This is a genomic window from Pseudomonas sp. MF08817, assembly GCF_059862705.1.
Window position 1 is genome coordinate 23,582 of record NZ_JCBCUY010000003.1, and the last position, 22,944, is coordinate 46,525.

A 22,944-nucleotide genomic window follows, 5' to 3' on the forward strand; every position below is an offset into this window, starting at 1 on the left:
CCGGGTCTGAAGGAGGGAGGTCGAAGTGGCTACACGCAAAGGTTCCAACAGCACCCCAACCCAGGATAATGCGCCTATTGGCCCCCGAGACGCGTTCGCCCCACCTCGGGTGCCGGCCATCATGGACCCGGGCGACCCTACCGGGCTGATACACCGCAACTCCACGCTCGTCCCCCTGGAGGTGGAGTTCGACAGTTGGGAAAGGTCTACCGGGCCCAATCGCACGGACTGGGTGGTGTTGGGGTTCACACATCAGGGCGGCGCATTTCGCGAAGTGGCTCGCAGGAGTTACCCCTCCATAACTGAGGTGGTCTTCCCTCAACGGATGCACGTACCTGTGGAGTTCCTGAGCACCGAGGGGGCGTACTCAGCCTCTATCACTGTTCGTCTTGGCTCGTGGGAGGCCGCCCCCAAGGAGTCGCTCAGAACCCGAGTTTCCATCGATCTGAAATCCCCAAACTTTGGCGAGAAGCCCCTAGCACCCGTATTTCCCGATGAGTTAGGCGGCATCGTCACCGAGCAATACCTGGTGGATCATGGCGGGGTTTGGCTGAAAATCCCGTGGCACGCCGATGCCCAGGTTGGCGATGTGGTCATTTTCTACTTCACCGATGATCCCAATAACCCGGCAACGCCTGTCCCGGTCGGCACCTACACCCTGACTCAGGGTGACGTCAACAACAAGCAACTGAGCTTCTTTCTGGACGCTGCGGTGATCCGCAGCCAGGGCCAAGGGCTGCATTTTGCGCAGTACCGGCTCAGGGACAGGGCAGGTAACACCAATACCGAGACCTCGGATGCAGCCAGCATTCAAGTCAACCTGACCCCGTTGCCTGGCAGCCTTCCACCGCCGTGGGTGCCGCTTTCGACTCGAGGCCTGATTGACCGCCAACACGCGCGCGACCTGGTTTTTGTGGTCATCGACCCGTACCTGCCGGCAGAGCCCGAGGACTGGATAGCAGTGAGCTGGGATGGCTCGCCCCTGCACGAAGTCCACGTGGAGACGGGGGGAGGGTTGCCGTTGGAGGTCCCTGTTCCGTGGCTTGCTCTCAGCGCCCAGGGGCTTGGCCCGGCCAATGCAATGGTGAACTACAGAGTCCGGCGTAATGGGGTATACACGCCACCCTCGCCGACCATCGCGGTGCCCTATGACTTCACCATTGCCGGCCAGGACCACGTGGACGCGCCTGCACTGCTCAATAAAAAACTGGCCCTGATCGAGGTTCGCGGGCTGGCCTCGAATATCCCCAATATGCTGACAGGTGCCGATTTTGGCCTGCCAGCCAAGGCGACGCTCAGGCTATATGACAACCCGATTCCCGGTGAAACCATTGAGTTGTATTGGGGCGCTATCCCGACACCGGTGTATACCTACACCGTAAAATTCGGAGATGGCGGCGGCGATATTATTGAAGAGTTCGTTATTGCCTGGGAATTTATAGAGCTGGATAAAAACAATGCCCACTTGCCGGTGCGCTACCTCACTAATAATGGTGTCAATCAGCAGTTGTCATTAACTACGCCGGTTAATGTATCTATTATCGTTATCGAGAATCTCAAGGAGCCCGTTTTCCGGGATAAAAGTTTCTTCCATAAAATCGAGTGTGATACGGTGCCTCGGCCTTGGCAGGGTATCAGGGTTCAAATCAAGCCGGATGTACGCTTCGCTGAAAACGATCTCATCACCTTGGTGTGGCAGGGCTGCCGCAACTCCAATGGCAGCGATCCCATCGATGGTACTGATGCCGAAATTCCCCATAAGTTGAGTGCGCATGAGGCGCAGTATGGTTTTGACTTTATTGTAAGTGATTGGGAAAAGTTGATTAAGCCCATGCAGGATAATGGCTCTGCCGTTATTTACTATCGCTTGTTGAAAACCACTGGGGCGGTCGGCAGTTCAACTTATGTCCATGTCATTATCAATCACACCTGGCCCAGCGGTTGTGTGTGTTCACCCACTAATGAGTGTCATGTAACGCCACCTCTGCGGGTGTGAGTGGGCCGGATTGGTTGGTAGTGTTTCTTTGTTTCTACAATGGAGCGTTTGAAATGACTAAGGTAAAAGTAAACCCCGGCCGTGAAACCTTGAGTGAGTTGCGTCGGCGCAAAAGCTTGGCGGATGAGGACTTGGTGATAGAGGGTGCGTTGCCCAATATACCCGGCGATGAGCCAAACAAATTGCCTAAGGTTTTACAGGGAAGCGAACGGAATGTGGTGTTCAATAATATTGTTTGGCCTGGGAGTACGACGCCCAATCGTAATGTTAGGGTGCAACTTGCAATCAACGGTACGAAGTACGGTGACGTACTGAACCTTCGTACTCCCATTACGTATCCGCAGACTTTAAAGTTGCCTGCTGACGAGACGCGATATGAAAGGGTCTTCACCTTGAGTTATTTTGTAAGTTACGGATCTTCTAGTGCTCCGAGTGAAGTTGAGAATGGCAGGACTCAAGTGTATGTAGATAAGTCTCCTCCCCATCATGGTACCAGCGGTGAGGCGATGAAGCATCCTCCGGAAATTCAGAATGGGATTATTAATAAGAGCTTGCTGGAGGCGCAAGAGGAATTTACCTTCAAAGTGGATTTGCCGACTGATAAAAAAAGTGGTGACAGTATTAAAGTGTTCTACGGCAGCAGTATTCCAGGGACCTTTATTCGAGAGGTTTTTATCGGTGGGGTCGGAGATCAGGAGGTGGAATTCAAGTTGCACCGTGGTGACATCTATAGCCACGATGAAGGTTCAAGAATTCTTTATTATCAATGGCGTGACCGTGTTGGAAATGAAGGGCCTTTTTCGGATCCTTCGCATCTTCAAATCCAGATTAACCCTATTCCGGAAAATCTCCCGCCGTTGCGGATACCGGAAGCCGATGATGGATCAGTCAATTATATTGATGCCAATACCCATGTGAGTGTCGTGCTTGAAACTTATGATAATCCAATGTTTGGTGTTGATGAACTCATGGTTACATGGGATAACCTGCTACAGGTGCCTCAATTAATTACTGCTTTTCCTGTTATTGTCGAGGTGCCGTTTTCAGCGGTTGCGAGTACAGGATTAGGGCCGAAAACTTCGGAGGTGAGCTATTACATTGTGCGCCGGTTTAACTCGTATCCTGCCCCTCAGAAGACGTCGGTTGCTGTTGATTTACGTAAGCCGGGTCCGGAATCTCCAGATGAGCCGAACATTCCCATCGACCCAGGAATCGGCAATCCAGAACTGCCTGCGGTTATCGTCAGGGGGGGTGCATCTACGGTAGAAAATGAAATTATCAATATCGACCGCGGCCAGGATGTGACAGCGACGGCTCCTATTTATACCGGCGTTAAAGCCGGTGATGTGGTGCAATTGTATTGGAATAACATACCGGTGCCGGGGTTGGGGCGTGGGGTTCTCCATATGCTTGGCAATGAAACGGCCCTTAATTTTCTTATAAATTGGGATCTCGTAGAGGCAACGGGCAATGACCCAGAGGTCAAGGTTCAGTACCGTATTACCCACCCGAATACAGGGGATAACTTTAATCCTTCGCTTGTACAGAACGTGGATGTTTATATTAATGTGGTTGCTCTTCCCGTTCCTAAGTTTACGCGTGCCACTTTTGATAATGATTTCGGTGTTTGGTTTGTCACCTGCTGTGAGCTGGAACTTATGCCGGGAGCGGGGGGGTACGGTATGAAAGTGAGTGTTCCAGGTAGTACGGAACTCAAAGCGGGGGATATATTAACGTTCAAGTATGAAGGTGGAAGGTGGGATAATGATTTGGGTAATTACGTGCCGCGTCCTTCTTTGCCGTTTACTGTGCCTCGTCATATAACGCAGGCGGAGGCCCGCGACGGCTTTGATTTATTCATTCCCTACGCCGCTGCATTTGAAGAAACCCACGACGGCCAGGCAACTGTTAGTTATTCGGTGATGATAAACGGCCGGGTTGAAATGTCTGATAAGTTTGAAACCGAGGTGGTAATGGTTTGGGCTGACGGAAAGGCATGTTTTGCTCCGGGCTCTATTAATACATGCAAATAAAGGGAAAGGATTAGGTGTTTTTAATCAAGGCCACGAAGGGCAAATACCTTTCGTGGTTTTTTGCCGTTTGTGGATGAAGTGGGATGTAGAGGTAGCGCGTCATGGCGCTGCGCAATGTTGGAAGGCAGGAATACGGACTGTACTCCGTTGCAGTTGGCTGTTATGGGAATGATCCTGATTTTTTGTATCTCTGGGTGTTTTCTGTCGCTCGTAGTGGATTTTTCCTACATTCGAAGTGTTTTGTTCCGCGTATTCTCCGCCGCCGACTCCGAGTCGTCTGATCGGAGATAAGTGTATTCATTGAACCGCGAAAGGTAATTCACTATGTCAGTCACCTCTTTTACCTGTCCTATGTTGCCGCTGGCCCGCGCCATCGGGCTGTTGTCTTTTTCCCCAGTATTGTTGCTTAGCCCCTTGGCCCACGCCGAGCTCCCGCCGGAAATCATCGATGGCCGAACCAAGACCGTTGATGCGGCCACCCCTGCAGCCCCTTACCACGTCATCAATGGCGGCCAATTGAATGTGCATGGCGGCACGGTTTTTGAGACTACCGTCACCAACAACTCCGCTATTAATGTGACGAGCGGAACCTTTACCGGGAGGAATGGCCACTCGGCGCTGGAAATCAATAACAGTACTGCCACTATCGCCAATGCCGTGTTCAACGGTGATTTCGCTGGCCTGGGGTTTATCTACAATCCCGCTTCCCCGGCAGGTGCGAAGGGGGTGATTACCAATAGCGAAATTACCGGTGTCTGGGCCGGCGTTGAAGTTGGGGGTGCCAGTGAAGCCAAGCTGGTCGATAGCAAGATCAGCGGCACAGGTGAGTTCGGTGTCGGGCTGAGTTTCTACGGCGGCAAGATCGAAGCGGTAGGCAGCCAGATTCGCGGCACGCTCGCAGGTGCGCGCTTGGAGTCGGATACCGAAGGGCTGGGCCTCGACGCTTACTTGGTATTGGATAACTCCAGCGTAGAGGGCGTCGCCGGCCCGGCAATCGACGTGTCTTTTGGTGGCAAGGGCACCATCGATGTCTACAACAACTCGACCCTGATTAGCAGCAACGGCAACCTGCTGGAAGTGCGCGAAGCCTCCACCGCGGCCATGAACGTCGCCAACAGCCACCTCGAAGGCAATGTGCAACTGACCGGCAACAGCACCGCCAACCTGACCTTCAACCAGGGCCAGATGACTGGCGATGTGCTGGTGGAAGACGGCAGCACCGCCACTGTGGCCCTGAACGATCACTCGCAGTTCACCGGGCGCCTGGACAAGGTCAGCACCGTGGCCGTCAACGGCCAGTCGAACTGGACCCTGACCGGCAACGACACTGTAGGTGCGTTGACCATGGATGGTGGCACCGTGACCTTTGGCGCACCTGCGGCGACCAAGAACGCGGCCAAGACTTACTACCAACTGAACACCGGTTCGCTGTCCGGTGAAGGCACTTTCGCGATCAAGGCTGACTTCGGCACCGGTGAGCGGGATTTCCTCAATGTCACGGGCGAGGCCACTGGTAACCATGGCCTGTTGGTCAACGCTTCGGGGACTGACGCGCTAGACCCGCAAAAGCTGCATGTCGTGCATACGGCGGCCGGTGACGCGCAATTCTCCCTGGTGGGCGGCCGTGTGGATGTGGGCACCTGGTCCTACGAGTTGGCCAACGCCAGCAATAGCGGCGCTACCGACTGGTATCTGGACCCCACCACTAAGGAAATCAGCCCCGGTACCCGTTCCGTACTGGCCCTGTTCAACACCGCGCCGACCGTGTGGTACGGCGAGTTGAGCACCTTGCGCAGCCGCATGGGCGAGTTGCGCTTCAACGGCGCCGCCGCTGGCCTGTGGGCCCGTGGCTATGGCAGCAAGCAGGACGTCGACGCGCAATCGGGCGTGGCCTATAAGCAGACCCAGCAAGGCTTCTCCATCGGTGCCGACACTGCGCTGCCTTATGGCGACGGCAACTGGTTGGTGGGTGTGCTGGCCGGCCATAGCAACTCGGACATCGACGTGACCCACGGCACTTCCGGTACGGTGAAAAGCTACTACCTGGGTACCTACGCCACCTGGATGGACGACGCCAGCGGTTACTACTTCGATGGCGTGGTCAAACTCAACCGTTTCGACAACGAGGCGAAAGTAGGCCTGAGCGACGGCGCCCGCACCAAGGGCAGCTACAACAACACCGGTATCGGCGCCTCGGCGGAAGTGGGGCGGCATATCAAGCTTGAAGACAACTACTTCGTCGAACCCTTTGCCAAACTCTCGGCCGTGGTCATCAAGGGCAAGGACTACGACCTGGACAACGGCATGAAAGCCGAAGGCGGCGACACCCGCTCCCTGCTGGGCAAGCTGGGTGTGACCGCGGGCCGTAACTTCGAGCTCAGCGATGGCAAGGTGGTGCAGCCTTACATTCGCGGTGCAGTGGTGCAGGAGTTCGCCAAGAACAACCACGTGCAGGTCAACGACAACCAGTTCAACAACGACCTGTCGGGTTCGCGCTTCGAAGTGGGCACCGGTGTTGCCATGTCCCTGTCGGATAAGTGGCAAGTGCATGCCGATTTCGACTTCAGCCAGGGCGACAAGATCAAGCAGCCATGGGGTGCCAACGTCGGCGTTCGCTACAACTGGTAAGCGCTGGGCATGAACAAAAAAGCCTCGCATCTGCGAGGCTTTTTTGTGCTCGTTCGCCGGGCCTAGAAGGGTTTGCCCAGGTTGAACAGCATTGATTGGGTCTGCTGCGCGCCGGAGCCGAGGGTGAACTGGTACTCCATGCGCAGGGGCGCGAGGCTGACGCGGTACAGCGTGCTGCCGTTTTCGGCATAGCGCATCGAGGCATCGCCGGCACCCTGGAAGTCGTGCTGGTACTCCAGGCGCAGGCTTGGCGTGACTTCACCCAGGGCAGTGCTGGTGGCGTACTGGCTGCGCAGGCCCAGGCTGGTGCTGGTGGTTTTCACCTTTTGCTCGTCGTAGCTGAGGGCGAAAATATCGTCGCCGCGCTCGCGGTAACGGTCCAACTTGCCATCGGCCAAGTCCAGGCGCGCGTAAGGCGAGAGCAGCCATTGTGCTTCGCGGTACTCATAGCCGGCCGTCAAGGAAGCGAAGGTCTGGTTACCGTCGCGCTTGCCATTGACCACCCCGGCGTTGTCGGTGACATAGCGGCGGTTGTCGAAGCTCAGGCGCTGGTAGCCCAGCACCCCATCCAGGTAGATGCTTTCGATCGGCCGATAGCTGCCATACACCGCCACGCTGTAGCTGTCGGCCTGGCTGCGGCTGCCGTTGTCGCCGATATCGGTTTTGTCGTGGCCATAGCCCAGGCCCACGCCCAGGGTCAGGTTGGGCGCCCAGCGGTAGTCGGCACCCACGGACAGGCCGGAGGTGACGAACTTCTGCTCCTTGTCGGCAGAGCGCTTGGCGTCGTCACCGATGCTAATAGTGCCGCTGGTCCAGAACGCCAGGGGCGAGGTGGGCGCGTCACCGGGCTGGTTGCCCAGGGCCGGCATCTGCTCACTCGACGGGGTGGTGCGCAGGGACGGCTCAGCCTGCATCTTGGCGTTTTTGATCTGCAGCCACTGTTCGATGCCGGTGGGGTCATCGTTCAGCCGTTGGCGCTTTAGGCTGGCTGTCGACAAGGTGAAGCCGTTGCTGAACGGGCTGACATTGCCGCTGTGCAGGGCCTCCAGGCGTTGCTGGAAGTTGTTGATCTGGCCACTGGCGAAGCGTCGGCTGCTGTTGGCCTGGGCGTTGAGCAAACCTTGTACCTCGGCATCCTTGGACGGATCGCTGCGCGCGCTCAGGCTGATGCTGATGAGCCCTGGGCTGGAGGTGAGGCTGGCGTTGCTCAGGGTGTAGCTCAGGTTCACCACGCCGCTGGCGTCCGGGTTGGGCACAAAACGCAGAACGAAGCGCTTGCCCGCCACGCGGGCCGGTGCGGCGCGCAGGTTGGCCGCGCCAGCGCCCGCTTCATGGATGGACGCACGGCCCACGCTCGCGGGTACTGAGGTCAGCAGGTTGGCGGCGATGAACGGGCCGCCGCTGGCGTTGTTGGTCAAATCCACCTCCACCGGTTGCCCCGGGCCGGCGCTGTTGGCCGCTTGCGACGGCGCCACCGGGGTTTCATCGGCCACTTGCAGGGTGTAGTGCTGCGTGACCGTACCGGGTGTGCCGGTGCTGCCATCGGTGGCGGTGAGGGTGATCGCGAAACTGCCGCTTTGGCTCGGGGTGCCCGACAGCGTCGCCGTCGCCCCATTCCAGCTCACACCGGCGGGCAGGTTGCCGCCCTGGGCCAGGGTGTAAGGCGCGATACCGCCGCTGACCGAGAACGCTTGCGTGAAGGCACTGCCGTGGGTCGCGTTGAGCGTCGATGCGCCCGGTGTGAGGGTGAGCGGCGGTGCGGCGCCGACGGTCAAGGTGAAGGTCGCGGGCGCCGCGAACGGGCCGCTGCCGGTGCTGCTGTCGGTGGCCGTGGCGGTAACGGTGAACGTACCTGTTTGGGTCGGTGTACCGGCAATCGTCAGGCTGGTGGCGGTAGTGGTCGTCATGCTCAACCCCGCTGGCAGGCCGCTGACGTTGAACGCGGAATAGGGCGCCGCGCCACCGTGCCAGGTCAGGGTCTGGCTATAGGCCTGGCCGCCGCCGGTGGACCAGCCACCCGAGGCGGTGGTGGTTTGCACGGGTGCAGTCACCGTGATGCTGACGGTGGCCGGTGCAGACGTGCCCGCCGCATTGGTGGCGGTGTAGGTGAATGTGTCAGTGCCGGCGTAGCCCGGCGTTGGCGTGTAGCTGATGCCCGTGCCGCTGGCCGTGGCCGTGCCATGGGCGGCGGCGCTGGCCACGGTCACCGAGGTCGGCACGAAGCTGCCCAGGTTCAAGGCGATCGGGTTGGCGCTGCTGCCATAGGCGACAGTGGCGCTCACCGGGCCGACGGCGACATTGATGTAAGTGAATTGCGCCGGGGCACTGCTACCGCCCGGCGTGGTCACCCGCACATCCACCGTGCCGGTACCGGCCGGTGCGGTGGCAGTGATCTGGCTGGCGCTGTTGACCGTGAAGGCCGACGCGCTATTGCCACCGAAATTCACCGCCGTGGCGCCCGTGAAACCGCCGCCGCTGAGGGTTACCACCGTGCCGCCCGTGGTGGGGCCGACAGCGGGGGCAAGGGAGGCGATCGTCGGCGCGTTGGCATAGGTGAACTGGTCTGCCGCACTGGTGGCCGTGGTGCCGCCGGTGGTAGTCACGCGCACATCCACCGTGCCCGAGCCCGCCGGGGCGGTCGCGGTGATCTGCGAAGCGCTGTTGACCGTGAAGGCCGACGCGCTATTGCCCCCAAAGCTGACCGCTGTGGCACCCGTGAAGCCGCTGCCGTTGACGGTCACCGAAGTGCCGCCCGCCGTGGGGCCGCTGTTGGGGCTGATGGACGTCAGCGTTGGCGCGGTGACGTAGGTGAACTGGTCTGCCGCACTGGTGACGCTGGTGCCACCTAGGCTGGTCACGCGCACATCGACCGTGCCCGTTCCGGCCGGGGCGGTGGCGGTGATTTGCGTGGCGCTGTTGACCGTGAACCCCGTAGCGGCGGTGGCGCCGAAGGTCACCGCCGTGGTGCCGCTGAAGTTGGTGCCGGTCAGGGTCACCGTGGTGCCGCCTGTTGCGGGGCCACTGCTCGGGGAAATGCTGCTGACGGTCGGTGCACCCACATAGGTGAAACGATCCGCCGCGCTGGTAGCGCTGGTGCCGCCCGTGGTGGTGACGCGCACATCGACCGTGCCGGTTCCTGCTGGCGCGGTGGCGGTGATTTGAGTCGCGCTGTTGACTGTGAAGCCGGTAGCGGCGGTGGCGCCGAAGGTGACCGCTGTGGTGCCGCTGAAGTTGGTGCCGTTCAGCGTTACCGTGGTGCCGCCCGTTGCAGGGCCACTGCTGGGGGAAATAGCGCTGACCGTCGGTGCCCCCACATAGGTGAACTGATCTGCCGCGCTGGTAGCACTGGTGCCGCCCGTGGTGGTGACGCGCACGTCTACCGTGCCCGCTCCTGCTGGCGCGGTGGCGGTGATTTGAGTCGCGCTATTAACCGTGAACCCCGTGGCCGCAGTGGCGCCGAAAGTGACAGCCGTAGTGCCACTGAAGTTGGTGCCGGTCAGCGTTACCGTGGTGCCGCCTGTTGCGGGGCCACTGCTCGGGGAAATGCTGCTGACGGTCGGTGCACCCACATAGGTGAACTGATCCGCCGCACTGGTAGCACTGGTGCCACCGGTAGTGGTGACGCGCACGTCGACCGTGCCGGTTCCTGCCGGGGCGGTGGCGGTGATTTGGGTGGTGCTGTTGACGGTGAACCCGGTAGCAGGGGTGGCGCCGAAAGTGACAGCCGTAGTGCCACTGAAATTGGTGCCGGTCAGCGTTACCGTGGTGCCGCCTGTTGCGGGGCCACTGCTCGGGGAAATGCTGCTGACGGTCGGTGCACCCACATAGGTGAACTGATCCGCCGCACTGGTGGCGCTGGTGCCACCGGTGGTGGTGACGCGCACGTCGACCGTGCCCGCTCCTGCTGGCGCGGTGGCGGTGATTTGAGTCGCGCTATTGACCGTGAACCCCGTGGCCGCAGTGGCGCCGAAGGTCACCGCCGTGGTGCCGCTGAAGTTGGTGCCGGTCAGCGTTACCGTGGTGCCGCCTGTTGCGGGGCCACTGCTGGGGCTGATGGATGTCAGCGTTGGCGCGGTGACGTAGGTGAACTGATCCGCCGCACTGGTAGCGCTGGTGCCGCCCGTGGTAGTGACGCGCACGTCTACCGTGCCCGCTCCTGCTGGCGCGGTGGCGGTGATTTGGGTGGCGCTGTTGACGGTGAACCCGGTAGCAGGGGTGGCGCCGAAAGTGACCGCCGTGGTGCCGCTGAAATTGGTGCCGGTCAGCGTTACCGTGGTGCCGCCTGTTGCGGGGCCACTGCTGGGGGAAATGCTGCTGACGGTCGGTGCCCCCACATAGGTGAACTGATCCGCCGCACTGGTGGCGCTGGTGCCACCGGTAGTGGTGACGCGCACGTCGACCGTGCCGGTTCCTGCCGGGGCGGTGGCGGTGATTTGAGTCGCGCTATTAACCGTGAACCCGGTAGCCGCGGTGGCGCCGAAGGTGACCGCCGTAGTACCGGCGAAGTTAGTGCCGGTGAGGACTACCGTAGTGCCGCCCGTTCTAGGCCCGCTGCTGGGGGAAACAGCACTGACTGTCGGCGCATTCACATAGGTGAACTGGTCTGCGGCACTGGTGGCGCTGGTGCCGCCCGCGGTGGTGACGCGCACATCGACCGTGCCGGTTCCCGCCGGGGCAGTCGCCGTGATTTGAGTCGCACTATTAACCGTAAATCCGGTAGCCGCAGTGGCGCCAAAGGTGACTGCCGTAGTGCCGCTGAAGTTCGTACCGGTGAGTATCATCGTGGTGCCGCCGGCTGTCGGTCCGCTGGTGGGGGACAGGCCGGTCACAACCGGCGGTGCCACTGGCGTGACGCTGTTGGACGCTGCCGACGCAGCGCCGGTGCCCATCGCGTTGGTGGCGGTGACGGTAAAGGTGTAGGCCGTGCCATTGCTCAGGCCGGTGACGGTGATGGGGCTGGCCGTGCCGGTGGCGAAGGCGCCTGAGTTGGAGGTGACGGTATAGCCGGTGATCGGGCTACCCCCGTTGCTGGCGGGGGGCGTGAAGCCCACCGAAGCGCTTGCGTTGCCTGCGGTGGCGGTGCCGATGGTCGGGGTCCCAGGCACGGAGGCACTGACGGTAATGGTCACGGTGGCGGGGCTGGACGTGCCGAAGGTGTTGGTGGCCGTATAGGTAAAGCTGTCGGGGCCGGAATAGCCTGCGGTGGGGGTGTAGGTAATGCTGGTGCCGCTGGCCGTTACCGTGCCATGGCTGGCCGCCGAGGCCACGGCCACGCTGGTGGGGCCGCCACCGGAGAGATTGAGAGTGATCGGGTTGGCCGTGCTGTTTGCGGCGACCGTGACGCTGGACGCCCCGGCAACCGGTGCGGAGCCCGCATTGACCTGCACGCTGAAGTTCTGGGCCCCGGCATACGGTCCGAGGCCGCCGCTGCTGTCTAGGGCTCTGAGGGAAAAGCTGTAGTTCCCCAGGGTGCTCGGTGTGCCGGACAACTGGCCGCTAGGCGACATTGAAAGGCCCGGTGGAAGGGAGCCGGATTGAACGTTGAAGGTGTAAGGCGCGGTGCCGCCCGTGGCGCTGAACTGATGGTTGTAGGGGGTCGACAATCCCGCCGCTGGTGGGGTATCGACCGTGACCAGCACCGTGGGGTGGTTGATCGTGAAGGAATAGGCCTGGGTCAAGGTCTGCGGTGTGGCGGGGGTCGAGTCGGTCACTCTGATGCTGAAACTGAAGGACCCTGTGGCAACGGGGGTGCCGGAGATTGTGCCGCTCGCGGTGTTCAAGCTCAAACCGGCGGGCAAGGCGCCTGCGGTGATGGCATAGGTATAGGGCGCAACGCCCCCGCTGGTGGCCAGGGTGGTGGAAAAAGCTGCGCTGATCGCCGGCGTGGGCAGGCTGGACGGGGTTATCGTCATGGACGAAGTGGCGGGCAGAATGGTGACGAAAACCCTGACTTCGCCACTGAGTTCGTCGAACAAGATGAAGAAGTCGGAGGTGGCGCCGTCGCCATAGTTGGTATAGAGCGCCTTGTTGTCGCCGTTGTTGATAAGGCCGGTGATCTTGCCGTGGGAGGCCTGCGCGTTGTTATCGATCAAGCCAAAGCCATCGCCATTGCAGTACGTCAAGTCGACTTCCTTCGACTCGCCCGAGGCCACCGTAATGTACTGATCGGGGCACAGCGTGCTGGGGCCGGCCAGTGCCGGGCTTGCCGCCAGGGCCAGCAGCGCCAGGCTCAGCCAGGCGAACAGGTGCGCCAAGCCCTTGCGGCTTGTGGCTCGCGGGCGTTGCTTGAGTGAAAAAAGGCTCAGGAATGCCGAGGCCGCGCGAGCGGCTACCACGTTGGCAGGACGCAACATACGTTCTCCAGTACAGAGTTTTTTAATTGTTGTTAAGGCGTGTCGGGCTTGCTGCAAAAGCGGATTGGGCCAGGGTGGCCGGTAGGCAGGGGCGGGCGGTTGAGTGACCACGGCGCGCATACAGCTGGAGTGTCGAAGCATCCCATTCCCGTCCCTAGGCAAACTCACGTGTCCGTCTTGCGTGTGCCCCTGGGGGCGTGAGTACAGCTGCTTCGACCGGTGGTGGCTATTTGAGACCACTTGGCTCGAAAGTGCCTGATTGTGGCGGGATCATTGGGGTTTGTATGTAGTTTTGCCGAGAAATTGCAGGTTTTTTTTCAGCCAAACCGCGAGGCCCGCGGGCTAGACGCATTTTCTTCAATACGCCCTGTAGGTGCGCCCTTAGGCTCGGCCCCTCTTTCAACACAATAAGAGAGCCTGCAATGAGTTTGACCCTGTCCATGGCCGCGTTTGCGCTGGCTTCTTCCATCACCCCTGGCCCGGTGAATATCGTTGCCCTGAGCTGCGGTGCCCGCTTCGGCTTTGGCGCCAGCCTGCGCCACGTCACCGGGGCGACCTTGGGGTTTGTCCTGCTCTTGGTGCTGATGGGCCTGGGCCTGCATGAAGTGCTGAGCCTGTGGCCTTTTTTGACCCGTGCGGTGGAGTGGGCCGGGGTGGCGTTTTTGCTGTACCTGGCCTTCAAGTTGGCGATGGATGACGGCCAGATCAGTGCCAAAGAGGCCAACCGGGCGCCGTCCATGGCGTATGGCGCGCTGATGCAATGGCTCAACCCCAAGGCCTGGCTCGCGTGTGTGGCGGGGATGGGGGCTTTTGTGGCCAATGGCGAAACCGCGCTGGTCTGGCACTTTGCCCTGATCTACCTGGTGGTGTGCTACCTGTCGGTGGCGTGCTGGGCCTACGCCGGCACCTTCCTGCGCCGTTACCTGAACAACCCGAGGGGCATGCGCCTGTTCAACCGGACCATGGCGTTGCTGCTGGTGGCCTGTGCCTTGTACTTGCTGCTGGGTTGAATCAGCTGCGGTACTGCCCCGGCGTCGCCGCCAGGTGTTGCTTGAAGGCTCGCTGAAAATGCGCCTGGTCGGCGAACCCGGCCGCCAGGGCCACCTCGGCGATGGCGTGGCCGTTGCGCAGTTGTTCTTCGGCGCGCTGGATGCGGCAGTTAATCAGGAAGGCGTGGGGCGTCATGGCGTAGCGCTGCTTGAAGCGGCGGATCAGGTAGGAACTGGAAAGCCCACTCAGGGCGCAGAGGTCGTCCAGTTTCAAGGCGTGCTGGCAGTGCGCGCGGATGTAGTCGGCGACCTGCGCCAGGTGGTTGTCCTGCGCCGTCAGCGGGGCTTGGGCCGTGGCCAGGCGTTGATGCAGGGCTGTGAAGAAGGTGTGTGCGGCGTCCTGTTTTTGCGTGCTGCTCAGGTGTTCGTCCAGCAGGGAGTCGTACAGCGCGTTGAGCCCGGCATACACGCTGGGGTCCTCGCTGTGGGTCACGGCGAAAGGCTGGAAGGCGCCGTCGCGGCTGAACCCCAACCGCTGCTGCAGGGCGGCGAGCCACTGGGTGTCAACGTAGAGCATGCGGTACGACCAGGGCTGGTCGTTGACCGGGTTGCAGGCGTGCACCTCGCCCGGGTTCATCAGCACCACCGTGCCAGCACTGACCCGAAATTGCTGGTGTTCATGCAGGTAAGTGCTGTGCCCGGCGGTGATCGCGCCGATGGAGAAGTGTGCATGGGAATGGCGGGCGTAGCAGGCCTGGCGACCATCGGTGATGCCGCGGGCCTGGATGAACGCCAACGCCGGGTCGCGCCAGAAACGCGGGGCCTGGTCGCGGTTGTGCAAACGAATGCGGGGCATGGGTGGGCGCTCCAAGGGCAAGGCAGGCTGGCAGTTTAGGCCTTGTGCGGGCTTGTGGCGCGGGTAAATCGCGAGGGATACCCCGCCGGCGCCACCCACACCCTGTCGAGCCGGCCCTGTGGCACTCGGCCTCTGTGGGAGGGGGCCCGCCCGCGATGACGGCCGCAAGACCGCTATCGCTGGTAGGCCAGGCGCCTACGGGGGGCCTAGATCAGAAGTCCCACTTGGTGGTCAGTTGCAGGCTGCGCGGGTCGCCGTAGAACCCGGTGCCGAAGTTGCCCATGCCGGTGTAGTACTTCTGGTCGAACAGGTTTTTCACGTTGAGGGTGGTGCTCAGGTGCTCGTTGAAGCGGTAGCGTGCCATCAGGTCGGCCAGGTAGTAGCTGTCCTGGGTGATCTTGGTGTACTGGCCGAAGTTGACGGTATCGCTGGGGTTGGGTTGGAACACGTTGCCGAAGAACTCGCTTTGCCAGTTCACGCCGCCGCCCACGGTGAGCTTGTCCCAGGCGCCGGGCAGGCGATAGGTGCTGAACACCCGCACCAACTGCTCGGGGGCGGTGGTTTGCAGCACCGAGCCGTATACGTAGTCGCCTTTGGCGTCGCGGGTGTGGGCGTAGCTGTAGCCGGCGGAGAGATTCCAGCCGTCCAGCACTTCGCCGGCCACTTCAAACTCGAAGCCCTTGGTGGTGGCACCTTTGGCGGCCTTGTAGATGGCGTCGGTGTCGTAGCCGCTGACCAGTTGGGCGACGTTGTCCTGCTCGATGTGGAACACGGCGAAGCTGGCGTTGACCCGGCCGTCGAAGTATTCGGCCTTGATGCCCGCCTCGTAGGCATCGCCCTCGACCGCGTCGAGCACGCCGCCGTCGGCATCCTTGCTCATTTGCGGCTGGAAGATGTTGGTGTAGCTGCCGTACACCGAGTAGGTGTCGTTGAGGTCGTAGACCACACCGGCGTAGGGGGTGATGACGCTGGTCTGGTGGTAGCCGGTACGGGTGTCGACCTTGGCCGGGTCGTCGAAGCGGGTGTGGTCCGAGCCCTTGAAGTTGCTGACCCGGGTGCCGAGGATCACCGACAAATCATCGGTGGGCTTGAGGCGCGTGGCCAGGTAGGCGCCGGTCTGGCGCTCGACGATATCGACGTCGCCGGAGCGTGGGATGTACGGCTTGGGGAATTCGCCGTGCCAGTCGTTGATGCTGCCGCCGACCATCGGGTACACCGAGCCATAGGAGGGCACATCCTGGCGCGAATTGAGGGCGGTGAACCCCACCATCAACTGATGCTCGCGGCCCAGCAGGCTGAAGGGGCCGTCGAGTTTGACGTCGAGGTTGTTCTGCACCTCCTCGCCCTTGTATTTGCCCATGTACATGAACATGCCGTCGCCGGTGACCGGGTCCGGGTTGCCGCCGCTGGCGGAGCCAAGCAGGGTGTCGTGCTCGCGTTGTTTGCGATCGACACTGACCTTGAGGGACCAGTCGTTGGCCAGTTTTTGCTCCAGGGAGGCGAACGCGGTCTGGTTCTTGAAGTCGCGGCGGCTCCAGTCGGTGGCCGGGTTGAAGGAGCGCGAGAAGTGGGTGCGCGAGCCGTCGCTGTTGTACATCGGGAACCCGGTCCAGGAGGCGCCGCGTGAGCGGGTGTTCTGCTGGTCGAAACCCAGGGTGAGCAGGGTGTCGGGGGTCAGGTCGGCTTCAAGGATGCCGTAGGCGATGTCCTTGGTGTTTTGGTAGTTGTCGATGTAGCCGCTGCGGTCCTGGTACACACCGACGAAGCGCCCGCGCACGTTGCCGCTGTCGGTCAGCGGGCCGGAGATATCGCCCTCGCCCCGGTAGTTGTCCCAGGAACCGGTGGTGCCGGTGATCGAGGCCTTGAAGTCGCGGGTCGGGCGCTTGCGGATCATGTTGACCGTGGCCGAGGGGTCGCCGGCGCCGGTCATCAGGCCGGTGGCGCCCTTGGTCACTTCGACGCGGTCGAAGATCGCCATGTCGGTGCTGGTGGTGCCGTAGTCGTACACGCCGTCATAGGTGGAGTTGACGCCGTCGTACTGGAAATTGGTGATGGGCATGCCGCGGGTGGAGAACTCCCAGCGTTCGCTGTCGTAGTTCTGCACGCTGATGCCGGGGGCGCGGCGCAGGGTGTCGGCGATGCTGGTGCTGCCTTGGTCCTCCATCTGCTGGCGGGTGATAACGGTGACGGTTTGCGGTGTTTCGCGGATCGACAGGGCCAGGCCGGTGGCCGAGGACATGCTGGCGGTGGTGTAGGCGTGGGTGTCTTCGGTGGTGGCGCCCAGGCCTTGCCCGGAGATAGTGGTGGCGCCCAGTTCCAGCGGGCCACCGCTCTGCGGCGCGCGTTGCAGCACGTAGCCGCCGTTGGCTTGGGGCTGGGCTTGCAGGCCGCTGCCCTGGAGCAGGCGTTGCAGGGCTTCTGACGGGGTGTAGCGGCCGTTGAGGCCGGGGCTGCGCTTGTCGCTGGCCAGGTCATTGTGGCCGGCGATGAAGATGCCGCTTTGCTCGGCGAAGCTGTTCAGCACGCTGACCAGCGAGCCGGGGGCGATGGCGTATTGGCGGGCTGGGGTGCTCGCCTGTTCGCTGGCAGCCTGGGCGTGGGCGCTGAACACCGGCGACAGGCTCAGCAGGGCGGCAGGGATGGCCAGCGCAAGCGGGCGCAGGGCAAAACGAAAACGTGGCGACATGGAGTTCCCTTTGGATCGGTTCGATCGGCAATTGAAGTGCGTCTGTGGGGTTAACCGAACGAACAACCAAAAAGGGAACCGCAGGTTGAAAAAATCCATCAGCCCCGTTTGGGGCCGACGCTGACCCACCAGGGCAGGGCGGTTTCGACCTGGATCGGCAACGCCGCTTGCAGCAGGGCCAGGGCCTGGTCGGTGTCGCGCAGGGGAAAGGAGCCCATCACCGGCATCGCCGCCACGGCCGGGTCGCACCCCAGGTGGCCGGGGCGGTAGCGGCTCAATTCGGCCAGCAACTGGCCCAGGGGCAGGTTGTCGGCCAGCAGCACGCCATGGCGCCAGGCTTCGCGGGCCGGGGTGGCGGCGGATTGCGGGTGCAGGCCGTTGGCGTCGAAGGCCACTTGCTGGCCGCTGTCGATCACCTGCACCTGGCCTCGGGCGGTGCGCACCTCTACCGCCCCAGCGAAGACGTTGAGCAGGGTGCGGCCCTGCTCCTGGCGCACGCTGAAGCGGGTGCCGAGGGCGCGCAGTTGGCCGTGTTCGGTGTGCACCAGAAACGGCCGTAGCGGGTCTTTGGCGGTATCGATCAACACTTCCCCCAGGTGCAGGCGCAGCAGGCGCTGCGCTGGGCTAAAGCGCACATCCAGGGCACTGAGGGCGTTGAGCCAGATGCGGCTGCCGTCACTCAGAACGGTTTCGCGGGTTTGCCCGGTGCCGGTGGCGAGGTCGGCGCTCAGGCGTTGCAGGCTGTCGGGCAGGCCTGCGCGCCAAGCGCTCCAGCCCAGCAGGCTGGCACCGCCGAGCACCAACAGGCTGCTCAGGGCCTGGCGCCGTGTACTGCCACGGGGGGAGCTGCGCAGGGCGTGGCTGGCGGCCTGTTGCCCAGCATCGCTTTGCAGGGGCGCGAAGCGCTGGCTGACACGCTCGACGTAGCGCCAGGCGTCCTGGTGTTCGCCACTGGCCGCGAGCCAGGTCTGCCAATGCTGGCGCTGCTGGTCGCTGGCGCCGTGGTCATGCAGTTGCACGTACCACTGGGCGGCTTCTTGCAGGCTGGCGTGGCTGAGTTTTTTCAAGGGGGCGGCGGGCACGTGGGGCTTACTCGATCAGCAGGCCGTCGAGTTCGGCCTCGAGGATGGCGCAGTGCATCAGCGCCTGGGCCAGGTACTTCTTGACCATGCGCTCGGATACGCCAAGGGTGCTGGCGATGTCCCGGTAGGGCATGCCGTGCAACTGGGCCAGCACGAAGGCATCGCTGACCCGCTGGGGCAGGCGCTGGAGCATGGCGTCCACCTCGTGCAGGGTTTCGACGATGATCGCCCGTTGTTCAGGCGACGGTTGCAGGGCCGGCGGCTGCAGGGCCAGGGCCTGGAGCCAGGCCTGTTCCAGCTGCCGCCGGCGCCAGTGGTCGATGCACAGCCCCCGGGCGATGGTGGCCAGGTACGAGCGCTCGTGCACTTCGCCATTGAACGCCTGGGGGCGCTTGAGCACCCGCAGGAAGGTGTCGTGGGCCAGGTCGGCGGCATCGAACGCATTGCTCAGGCGCCGGCGCAGCAACTCGTACAGCCACCGGTGATGGGTGGCGTAGAGGGTGTGGGCCTGTGAACTGTCGGCAACCGTCATCAAGGGCACGTGTCCGTTGGCGCGAAGCCATGAGTGCGAATGGGAATGGGTCGCGATTAAAGCAAATGCCCGACGGCGGTGCAAATGATATTGGTTTGCTTTTGCAGTCTTAGTCGAACTGCACCGGGCCGCGTTCCTTCCACTGGCTGCTGGTCTTGAGCACCCTAAGCTCCCCAGCCGCAGCCACTAGGCGGGCGAAGCCCAGGGTATCGAGTTGCTGCGTGGCGAGTTCGGCCTCTAGTGGGCTGATGCCGGTTTGCGTATCCGGTTGCAGGCGTTGGATCAACGCCTGCTCGGCCGCACTGTTACTGGCGCGGTAGCGCAGCAGTGCACCGTCGCGGCCCGCCCAGTAGGCAGCGGTGGCGTTAAAGCTGTCGCGTCGTACGTCAAAGAAGAACGCCAGGGCCTGGGGCTCGAAGAAGTTGGCGGGCAGCAGTTCAGCCGACGCCGGGTCAATGGGGAAGGCGACGCCGCTGGTGAAGTAGATGCCGTCGGGCTCGAACCCTTCCACCTCTGCCGGGCGCTCTTGCGCGACGGGGGAAAATATCCGCTGGCGCGGGTAAGTCAGCGTCTGTTCGGCAAAAACCGTCGCCGCTAGCACGGTTTTCTTCTGCGGGTGCTTGAGGGTAATACCGGTAAACCGGCTAAAACTCACGAACTTGGCGGCTTGAAATTCCACGGCATCGTCGGAGTGATCGAACATCGGGCCGAACACCAGTTGCTCGCCCTGGTAATAGTCTTGCGGCGGGTCAGGCTCTGCGTCTGCTTGCAGCGGTAGCCAATCGCCCGCCACGGGGCCGCGGTTGCGCCATAAGGGGCTGGTGGTCACAACCTGCAAGGTACCGGCGGCAATCACCTGATGCACGTAATCGAGGTGGGTGGACGTTCCGTTGTTCAAGGCCAATTGCAACCGGGTGCGGGGGCCACCGAACGGGTTGAGCAGGGCGAAGAGCTGATCTTGCAGGGGGCCGGGGGCCGGGGTGTATTTCAGGCTGGCGTTGCTGGGGGTCAGCAGGTAGGTGGGCAGCCCCGGGTACACGGCGGCCCGGGACAGGCAGTGGAACATGTCGGCGGGGCTGAAAAAATTCTGCTCAAGTTCAAGGGCTGGCCACTCCATATCCGCAGGCAAGCCGGACACTGTGTGATAGAGGGCGTCGATCTCATAGTGCGCAGGCAGCGCCAGCTCGCCGGACTCGCTCTGGGGCAAGAAACTGGCCAGCGAAAAACCACTATCACGCACCGTCACCGGGCGGGTGTAGAGGTATTTTTCCTGTTGGACGTGTTTGAGGATAAGCCCTGCGCATGGCTGGGAGGTGTCTAGTACAAGGGTTTCCAAGTCGAGGAATGCCGCCAACTGGCTGTTGAACACCGGCCCCAGGTACGGCGCGGCCACCAGCTCAGAGGTGCTGCTGGGCATTTTCCATTGAGGTGAAAGGGTGCCCACGCTTCCCCAGATCTGGCCGGGGGCAAGTACCTCCAGCTTGCCGGTCGTCGCGACCAGGCGCACCAGATCGGTCATGTCCAGGCGCCCTTTGCGCATTTCCTTTTCCAGGGCAATGGTTAATTCGTCCTGGGGGTGGAGCCTTTCGAGCAGCACCTGGGTGGCCGGTAGATCATGGGCGCTGTATTTGAGCAGCGAGCCACTCTTGGGGTGGGACACCAAGAACGACGGAATCAAAGCCCTGTAGCGAATGGCATTGGAGAGATCCGGCAGTGAAAAAAACGACGACCACATGACACTGAACGCAACATCCACATGGGAATGGTAGGCGGCACAGATCTCGACACCCTCCGGCACCGTGACGTGGCCGGAGGGGTGCGGGGGGAAAATGCTGCTCAATTCAAAACTGAATTTTTTGCCCTTGATAGGCAGGGTCGCGACATAGTGCTGGTCGGCCAGTTTGAAAATGAAGCCGCCTTGTTCGACTTGTTCAGGGTCGTACACCGCCATCAAGGCATGCACATACATGGCCGCATCGTTCTGGCTGATGAACCTGGGGCTGAAGAGCGGGCGAAAGTTACTTATGAAAGGGGCACTGGCGGCGTCAGTGGCGGGGATGGTTGCCTGCATGGGGTGTCCTTTGGCTGGGTGGGGAATCAACGCCATCATGTTCGATGGCGTCTCATCTTTGCCGCAAACCCAAGCCAGCAGGACGTATCTATATAGGGCCTAAGCCCGGCCAGTCAGGAGGCCGGCACTAGGAACGCCGCTTCGAGCAGTTGCCGGGTGTAAGGATGCTGGGGCGCGGCGAATATCGCTTGGGCTTCGCCTTGCTCCACTACCTGGCCCTGCTTGACCACCATCAACTGATGGCTCAACGCCTTGACCACCGCCAGGTCATGGCTGATGAACAGGTAGGTCAGGTTGTACTTGCGTTGCAGCGAACGCAGCAGTTCCACCACCTGGCGCTGCACGGTGCGGTCCAGGGCCGAAGTGGGTTCGTCCAGCAGGATCAACCGGGGCTTGAGTACCAGGGCGCGAGCGATGGCGATGCGCTGACGCTGGCCGCCGGAGAATTCGTGGGGGTAGCGGTGGCGGGTCTGGGGGTCGAGGCCGACTTCCACCAGGGCCTCGATAATGGCTTTTTCCTGCTCGGCCGCCGTGCCGATCTTGTGGATGCGCAGGCCTTCGCCGACGATCTCGCTCACGCACATGCGCGGGCTGAGGCTGCCGAAGGGGTCTTGGAACACCACCTGCATTTCCCGGCGCAGGGGCCTCACTTGCTGCTGGGTCAAGCCGTCCAGGGCCTGGCCCTCGAAGCGGATGCCGCCCTGGCTGGCGATCAGGCGCAAAATCGCCAGGCCCAGGGTGGACTTGCCCGAGCCGCTTTCGCCGACGATGCCCAGGGTCTGGCCCTGGGGCAGGCTGAAGTGGATGCCGTCCACCGCTTTGACGTAATCGACCGTGCGGCGCAAAAAGCCTTTCTTGATCGGGAACCAGACCCTGAGGTCGTTCACCTCCAGCAGTGGCGCGCCGGGGAGGTGGTCTACGGGGCCGCCACTGGGTTCGGCGGCCAGCAGTTCCTGGGTGTAGGGGTGCTGGGGCGCGCGGAACAGTTCCTCGCACGGCGCTTGCTCAACGATGCAGCCGCGCTGCATCACGCACACCCGGTGGGCGATGCGCCGCACCAGGTTGAGGTCATGGCTAATCAGCAGCAGGGCCATGCCCAGGCGCGCTTGCAGCTCTTTGAGCAGTTCGAGGATTTTCAACTGGACGGTGACGTCCAGGGCGGTGGTCGGCTCGTCGGCGATCAGCAGCTCCGGCTCGTTGGCCAGGGCCATGGCGATCATCACCCGTTGGCGCTGGCCGCCCGAGAGTTCGTGGGGCAGGGCCTTGAGGCGTTTGTGGGGCTCGGGGATGCCCACCAGCTCCAGCAACTCCAGGGTGCGCCGGGTGGCGGCCTTGCCGGTGAGGCCCTTGTGCAGGCCGAGCACTTCGTTGATCTGCTTTTCGATGCAGTGCAGCGGGTTCAGCGAGGTCATGGGTTCTTGGAAAATCATCGCGATGCGGTTGCCGCGAATCTGCCGTAGGGGTTTTTCGTCCAGGGTCAGTAGGTTTTTGCCGGCGTAATGGATGGTGCCGCTGGGGTGGCGCGCCAAGGGGTAGGGCAGCAACCGCAGGATGGAGTGGGCGGTGACCGACTTGCCCGAACCGCTTTCGCCCACCAGGGCCAGGGTTTCGCCGCGTTTGATATCGAAACTGACGCTATGGACCACGCGCTGGCACTGCTCGCCCACCACGAATTCGACGGCCAGGTCGCGTACTTCGATCAGATTGTCCTGATTCAT

At 62.1% G+C, this 22,944-nt stretch carries 11 protein-coding genes; 4 read left to right on the top strand and 7 right to left on the bottom strand.

Features of this window, described 5'->3' with window-relative positions; genetic code table 11:
- The first annotated feature begins 121 nt into the window (after positions 1-121).
- The 3 genes from AC19YR_RS02905 to AC19YR_RS02915 all read left to right on the top strand — a co-directional run bounded on the left by AC19YR_RS02905 (position 122) and on the right by AC19YR_RS02915 (position 6,657).
- Positions 122-1,996 (top strand): hypothetical protein, encoded by a 1,875-nt coding sequence (locus tag AC19YR_RS02905; protein ID WP_500597061.1) that lies wholly within the window; start codon positions 122-124, stop codon positions 1,994-1,996.
- A gap of 53 nt (positions 1,997-2,049) precedes the next feature.
- Positions 2,050-4,029, top strand: coding sequence for a hypothetical protein (locus AC19YR_RS02910; RefSeq protein WP_141234019.1), 1,980 nt, complete (start codon positions 2,050-2,052; stop codon positions 4,027-4,029).
- A gap of 324 nt (positions 4,030-4,353) precedes the next feature.
- Positions 4,354-6,657, top strand: coding sequence for an autotransporter outer membrane beta-barrel domain-containing protein (locus AC19YR_RS02915; protein ID WP_500597063.1), 2,304 nt, complete (start codon positions 4,354-4,356; stop codon positions 6,655-6,657).
- Between the two features lie 62 nt (positions 6,658-6,719).
- Here AC19YR_RS02915 and AC19YR_RS02920 read toward each other — a convergent pair whose 3' ends face one another.
- Complete coding sequence (locus AC19YR_RS02920) at positions 6,720-13,010, bottom strand: IPT/TIG domain-containing protein (protein ID WP_500597065.1); 6,291 nt, start codon at positions 13,008-13,010, stop codon at positions 6,720-6,722.
- Positions 13,011-13,432: 422 nt separating this feature from the next.
- On the opposite strand from AC19YR_RS02920, the gene AC19YR_RS02925 reads away from it, so the two are divergent.
- The gene (locus tag AC19YR_RS02925) at positions 13,433-14,020 is read left to right on the top strand and encodes a LysE family translocator (protein ID WP_095108590.1); all 588 of its coding nucleotides are present in this window, start codon (positions 13,433-13,435) and stop codon (positions 14,018-14,020) included.
- 1 nt (position 14,021) lies between these two features.
- On the opposite strand, the gene AC19YR_RS02930 is transcribed toward AC19YR_RS02925, so the two are convergent.
- The 6 genes from AC19YR_RS02930 to AC19YR_RS02955 all read right to left on the bottom strand — a co-directional run bounded on the left by AC19YR_RS02930 (position 14,022) and on the right by AC19YR_RS02955 (position 22,944).
- Entirely contained in the window at positions 14,022-14,855 is an 834-nt protein-coding gene (locus tag AC19YR_RS02930) for a helix-turn-helix transcriptional regulator (protein WP_500597066.1), read from the bottom strand.
- 211 nt (positions 14,856-15,066) lie between these two features.
- The gene (locus AC19YR_RS02935) at positions 15,067-17,541 is read right to left on the bottom strand and encodes a TonB-dependent siderophore receptor (RefSeq protein ID WP_095108588.1); all 2,475 of its coding nucleotides are present in this window, start codon (positions 17,539-17,541) and stop codon (positions 15,067-15,069) included.
- Positions 17,542-17,639: 98 nt separating this feature from the next.
- The gene (locus tag AC19YR_RS02940; RefSeq protein ID WP_500597067.1) at positions 17,640-18,623 is read right to left on the bottom strand and encodes a FecR domain-containing protein; all 984 of its coding nucleotides are present in this window, start codon (positions 18,621-18,623) and stop codon (positions 17,640-17,642) included.
- 7 nt (positions 18,624-18,630) lie between these two features.
- Positions 18,631-19,155: a sigma-70 family RNA polymerase sigma factor gene (locus AC19YR_RS02945; protein WP_500597068.1), complete on the bottom strand. Its 525-nt coding sequence runs from the start codon at positions 19,153-19,155 to the stop codon at positions 18,631-18,633.
- 109 nt (positions 19,156-19,264) lie between these two features.
- A complete protein-coding gene (locus AC19YR_RS02950) occupies positions 19,265-21,226 on the bottom strand; it encodes a DUF4329 domain-containing protein (protein WP_500597069.1) in 1,962 nt (653 codons plus the stop codon).
- Positions 21,227-21,339: 113 nt separating this feature from the next.
- Positions 21,340-22,944: an ABC transporter ATP-binding protein gene (locus AC19YR_RS02955; RefSeq protein ID WP_095108584.1), complete on the bottom strand. Its 1,605-nt coding sequence runs from the start codon at positions 22,942-22,944 to the stop codon at positions 21,340-21,342.

Coding starts and splice junctions, on each gene's coding strand:
- AC19YR_RS02905 (WP_500597061.1), top strand. CDS start 122: ATGGACCCGGGCGACCCTACCGGGCTGATACACCGCAACTCCACGCTC.
- AC19YR_RS02910 (WP_141234019.1), top strand. CDS start 2,050: ATGACTAAGGTAAAAGTAAACCCCGGCCGTGAAACCTTGAGTGAGTTG.
- AC19YR_RS02915 (WP_500597063.1), top strand. CDS start 4,354: ATGTCAGTCACCTCTTTTACCTGTCCTATGTTGCCGCTGGCCCGCGCC.
- AC19YR_RS02920 (WP_500597065.1), bottom strand. CDS start 13,010: ATGTTGCGTCCTGCCAACGTGGTAGCCGCTCGCGCGGCCTCGGCATTC.
- AC19YR_RS02925 (WP_095108590.1), top strand. CDS start 13,433: ATGAGTTTGACCCTGTCCATGGCCGCGTTTGCGCTGGCTTCTTCCATC.
- AC19YR_RS02930 (WP_500597066.1), bottom strand. CDS start 14,855: ATGCCCCGCATTCGTTTGCACAACCGCGACCAGGCCCCGCGTTTCTGG.
- AC19YR_RS02935 (WP_095108588.1), bottom strand. CDS start 17,541: ATGTCGCCACGTTTTCGTTTTGCCCTGCGCCCGCTTGCGCTGGCCATC.
- AC19YR_RS02945 (WP_500597068.1), bottom strand. CDS start 19,155: ATGACGGTTGCCGACAGTTCACAGGCCCACACCCTCTACGCCACCCAT.
- AC19YR_RS02950 (WP_500597069.1), bottom strand. CDS start 21,226: ATGCAGGCAACCATCCCCGCCACTGACGCCGCCAGTGCCCCTTTCATA.
- AC19YR_RS02955 (WP_095108584.1), bottom strand. CDS start 22,944: ATGAATCAGGACAATCTGATCGAAGTACGCGACCTGGCCGTCGAATTC.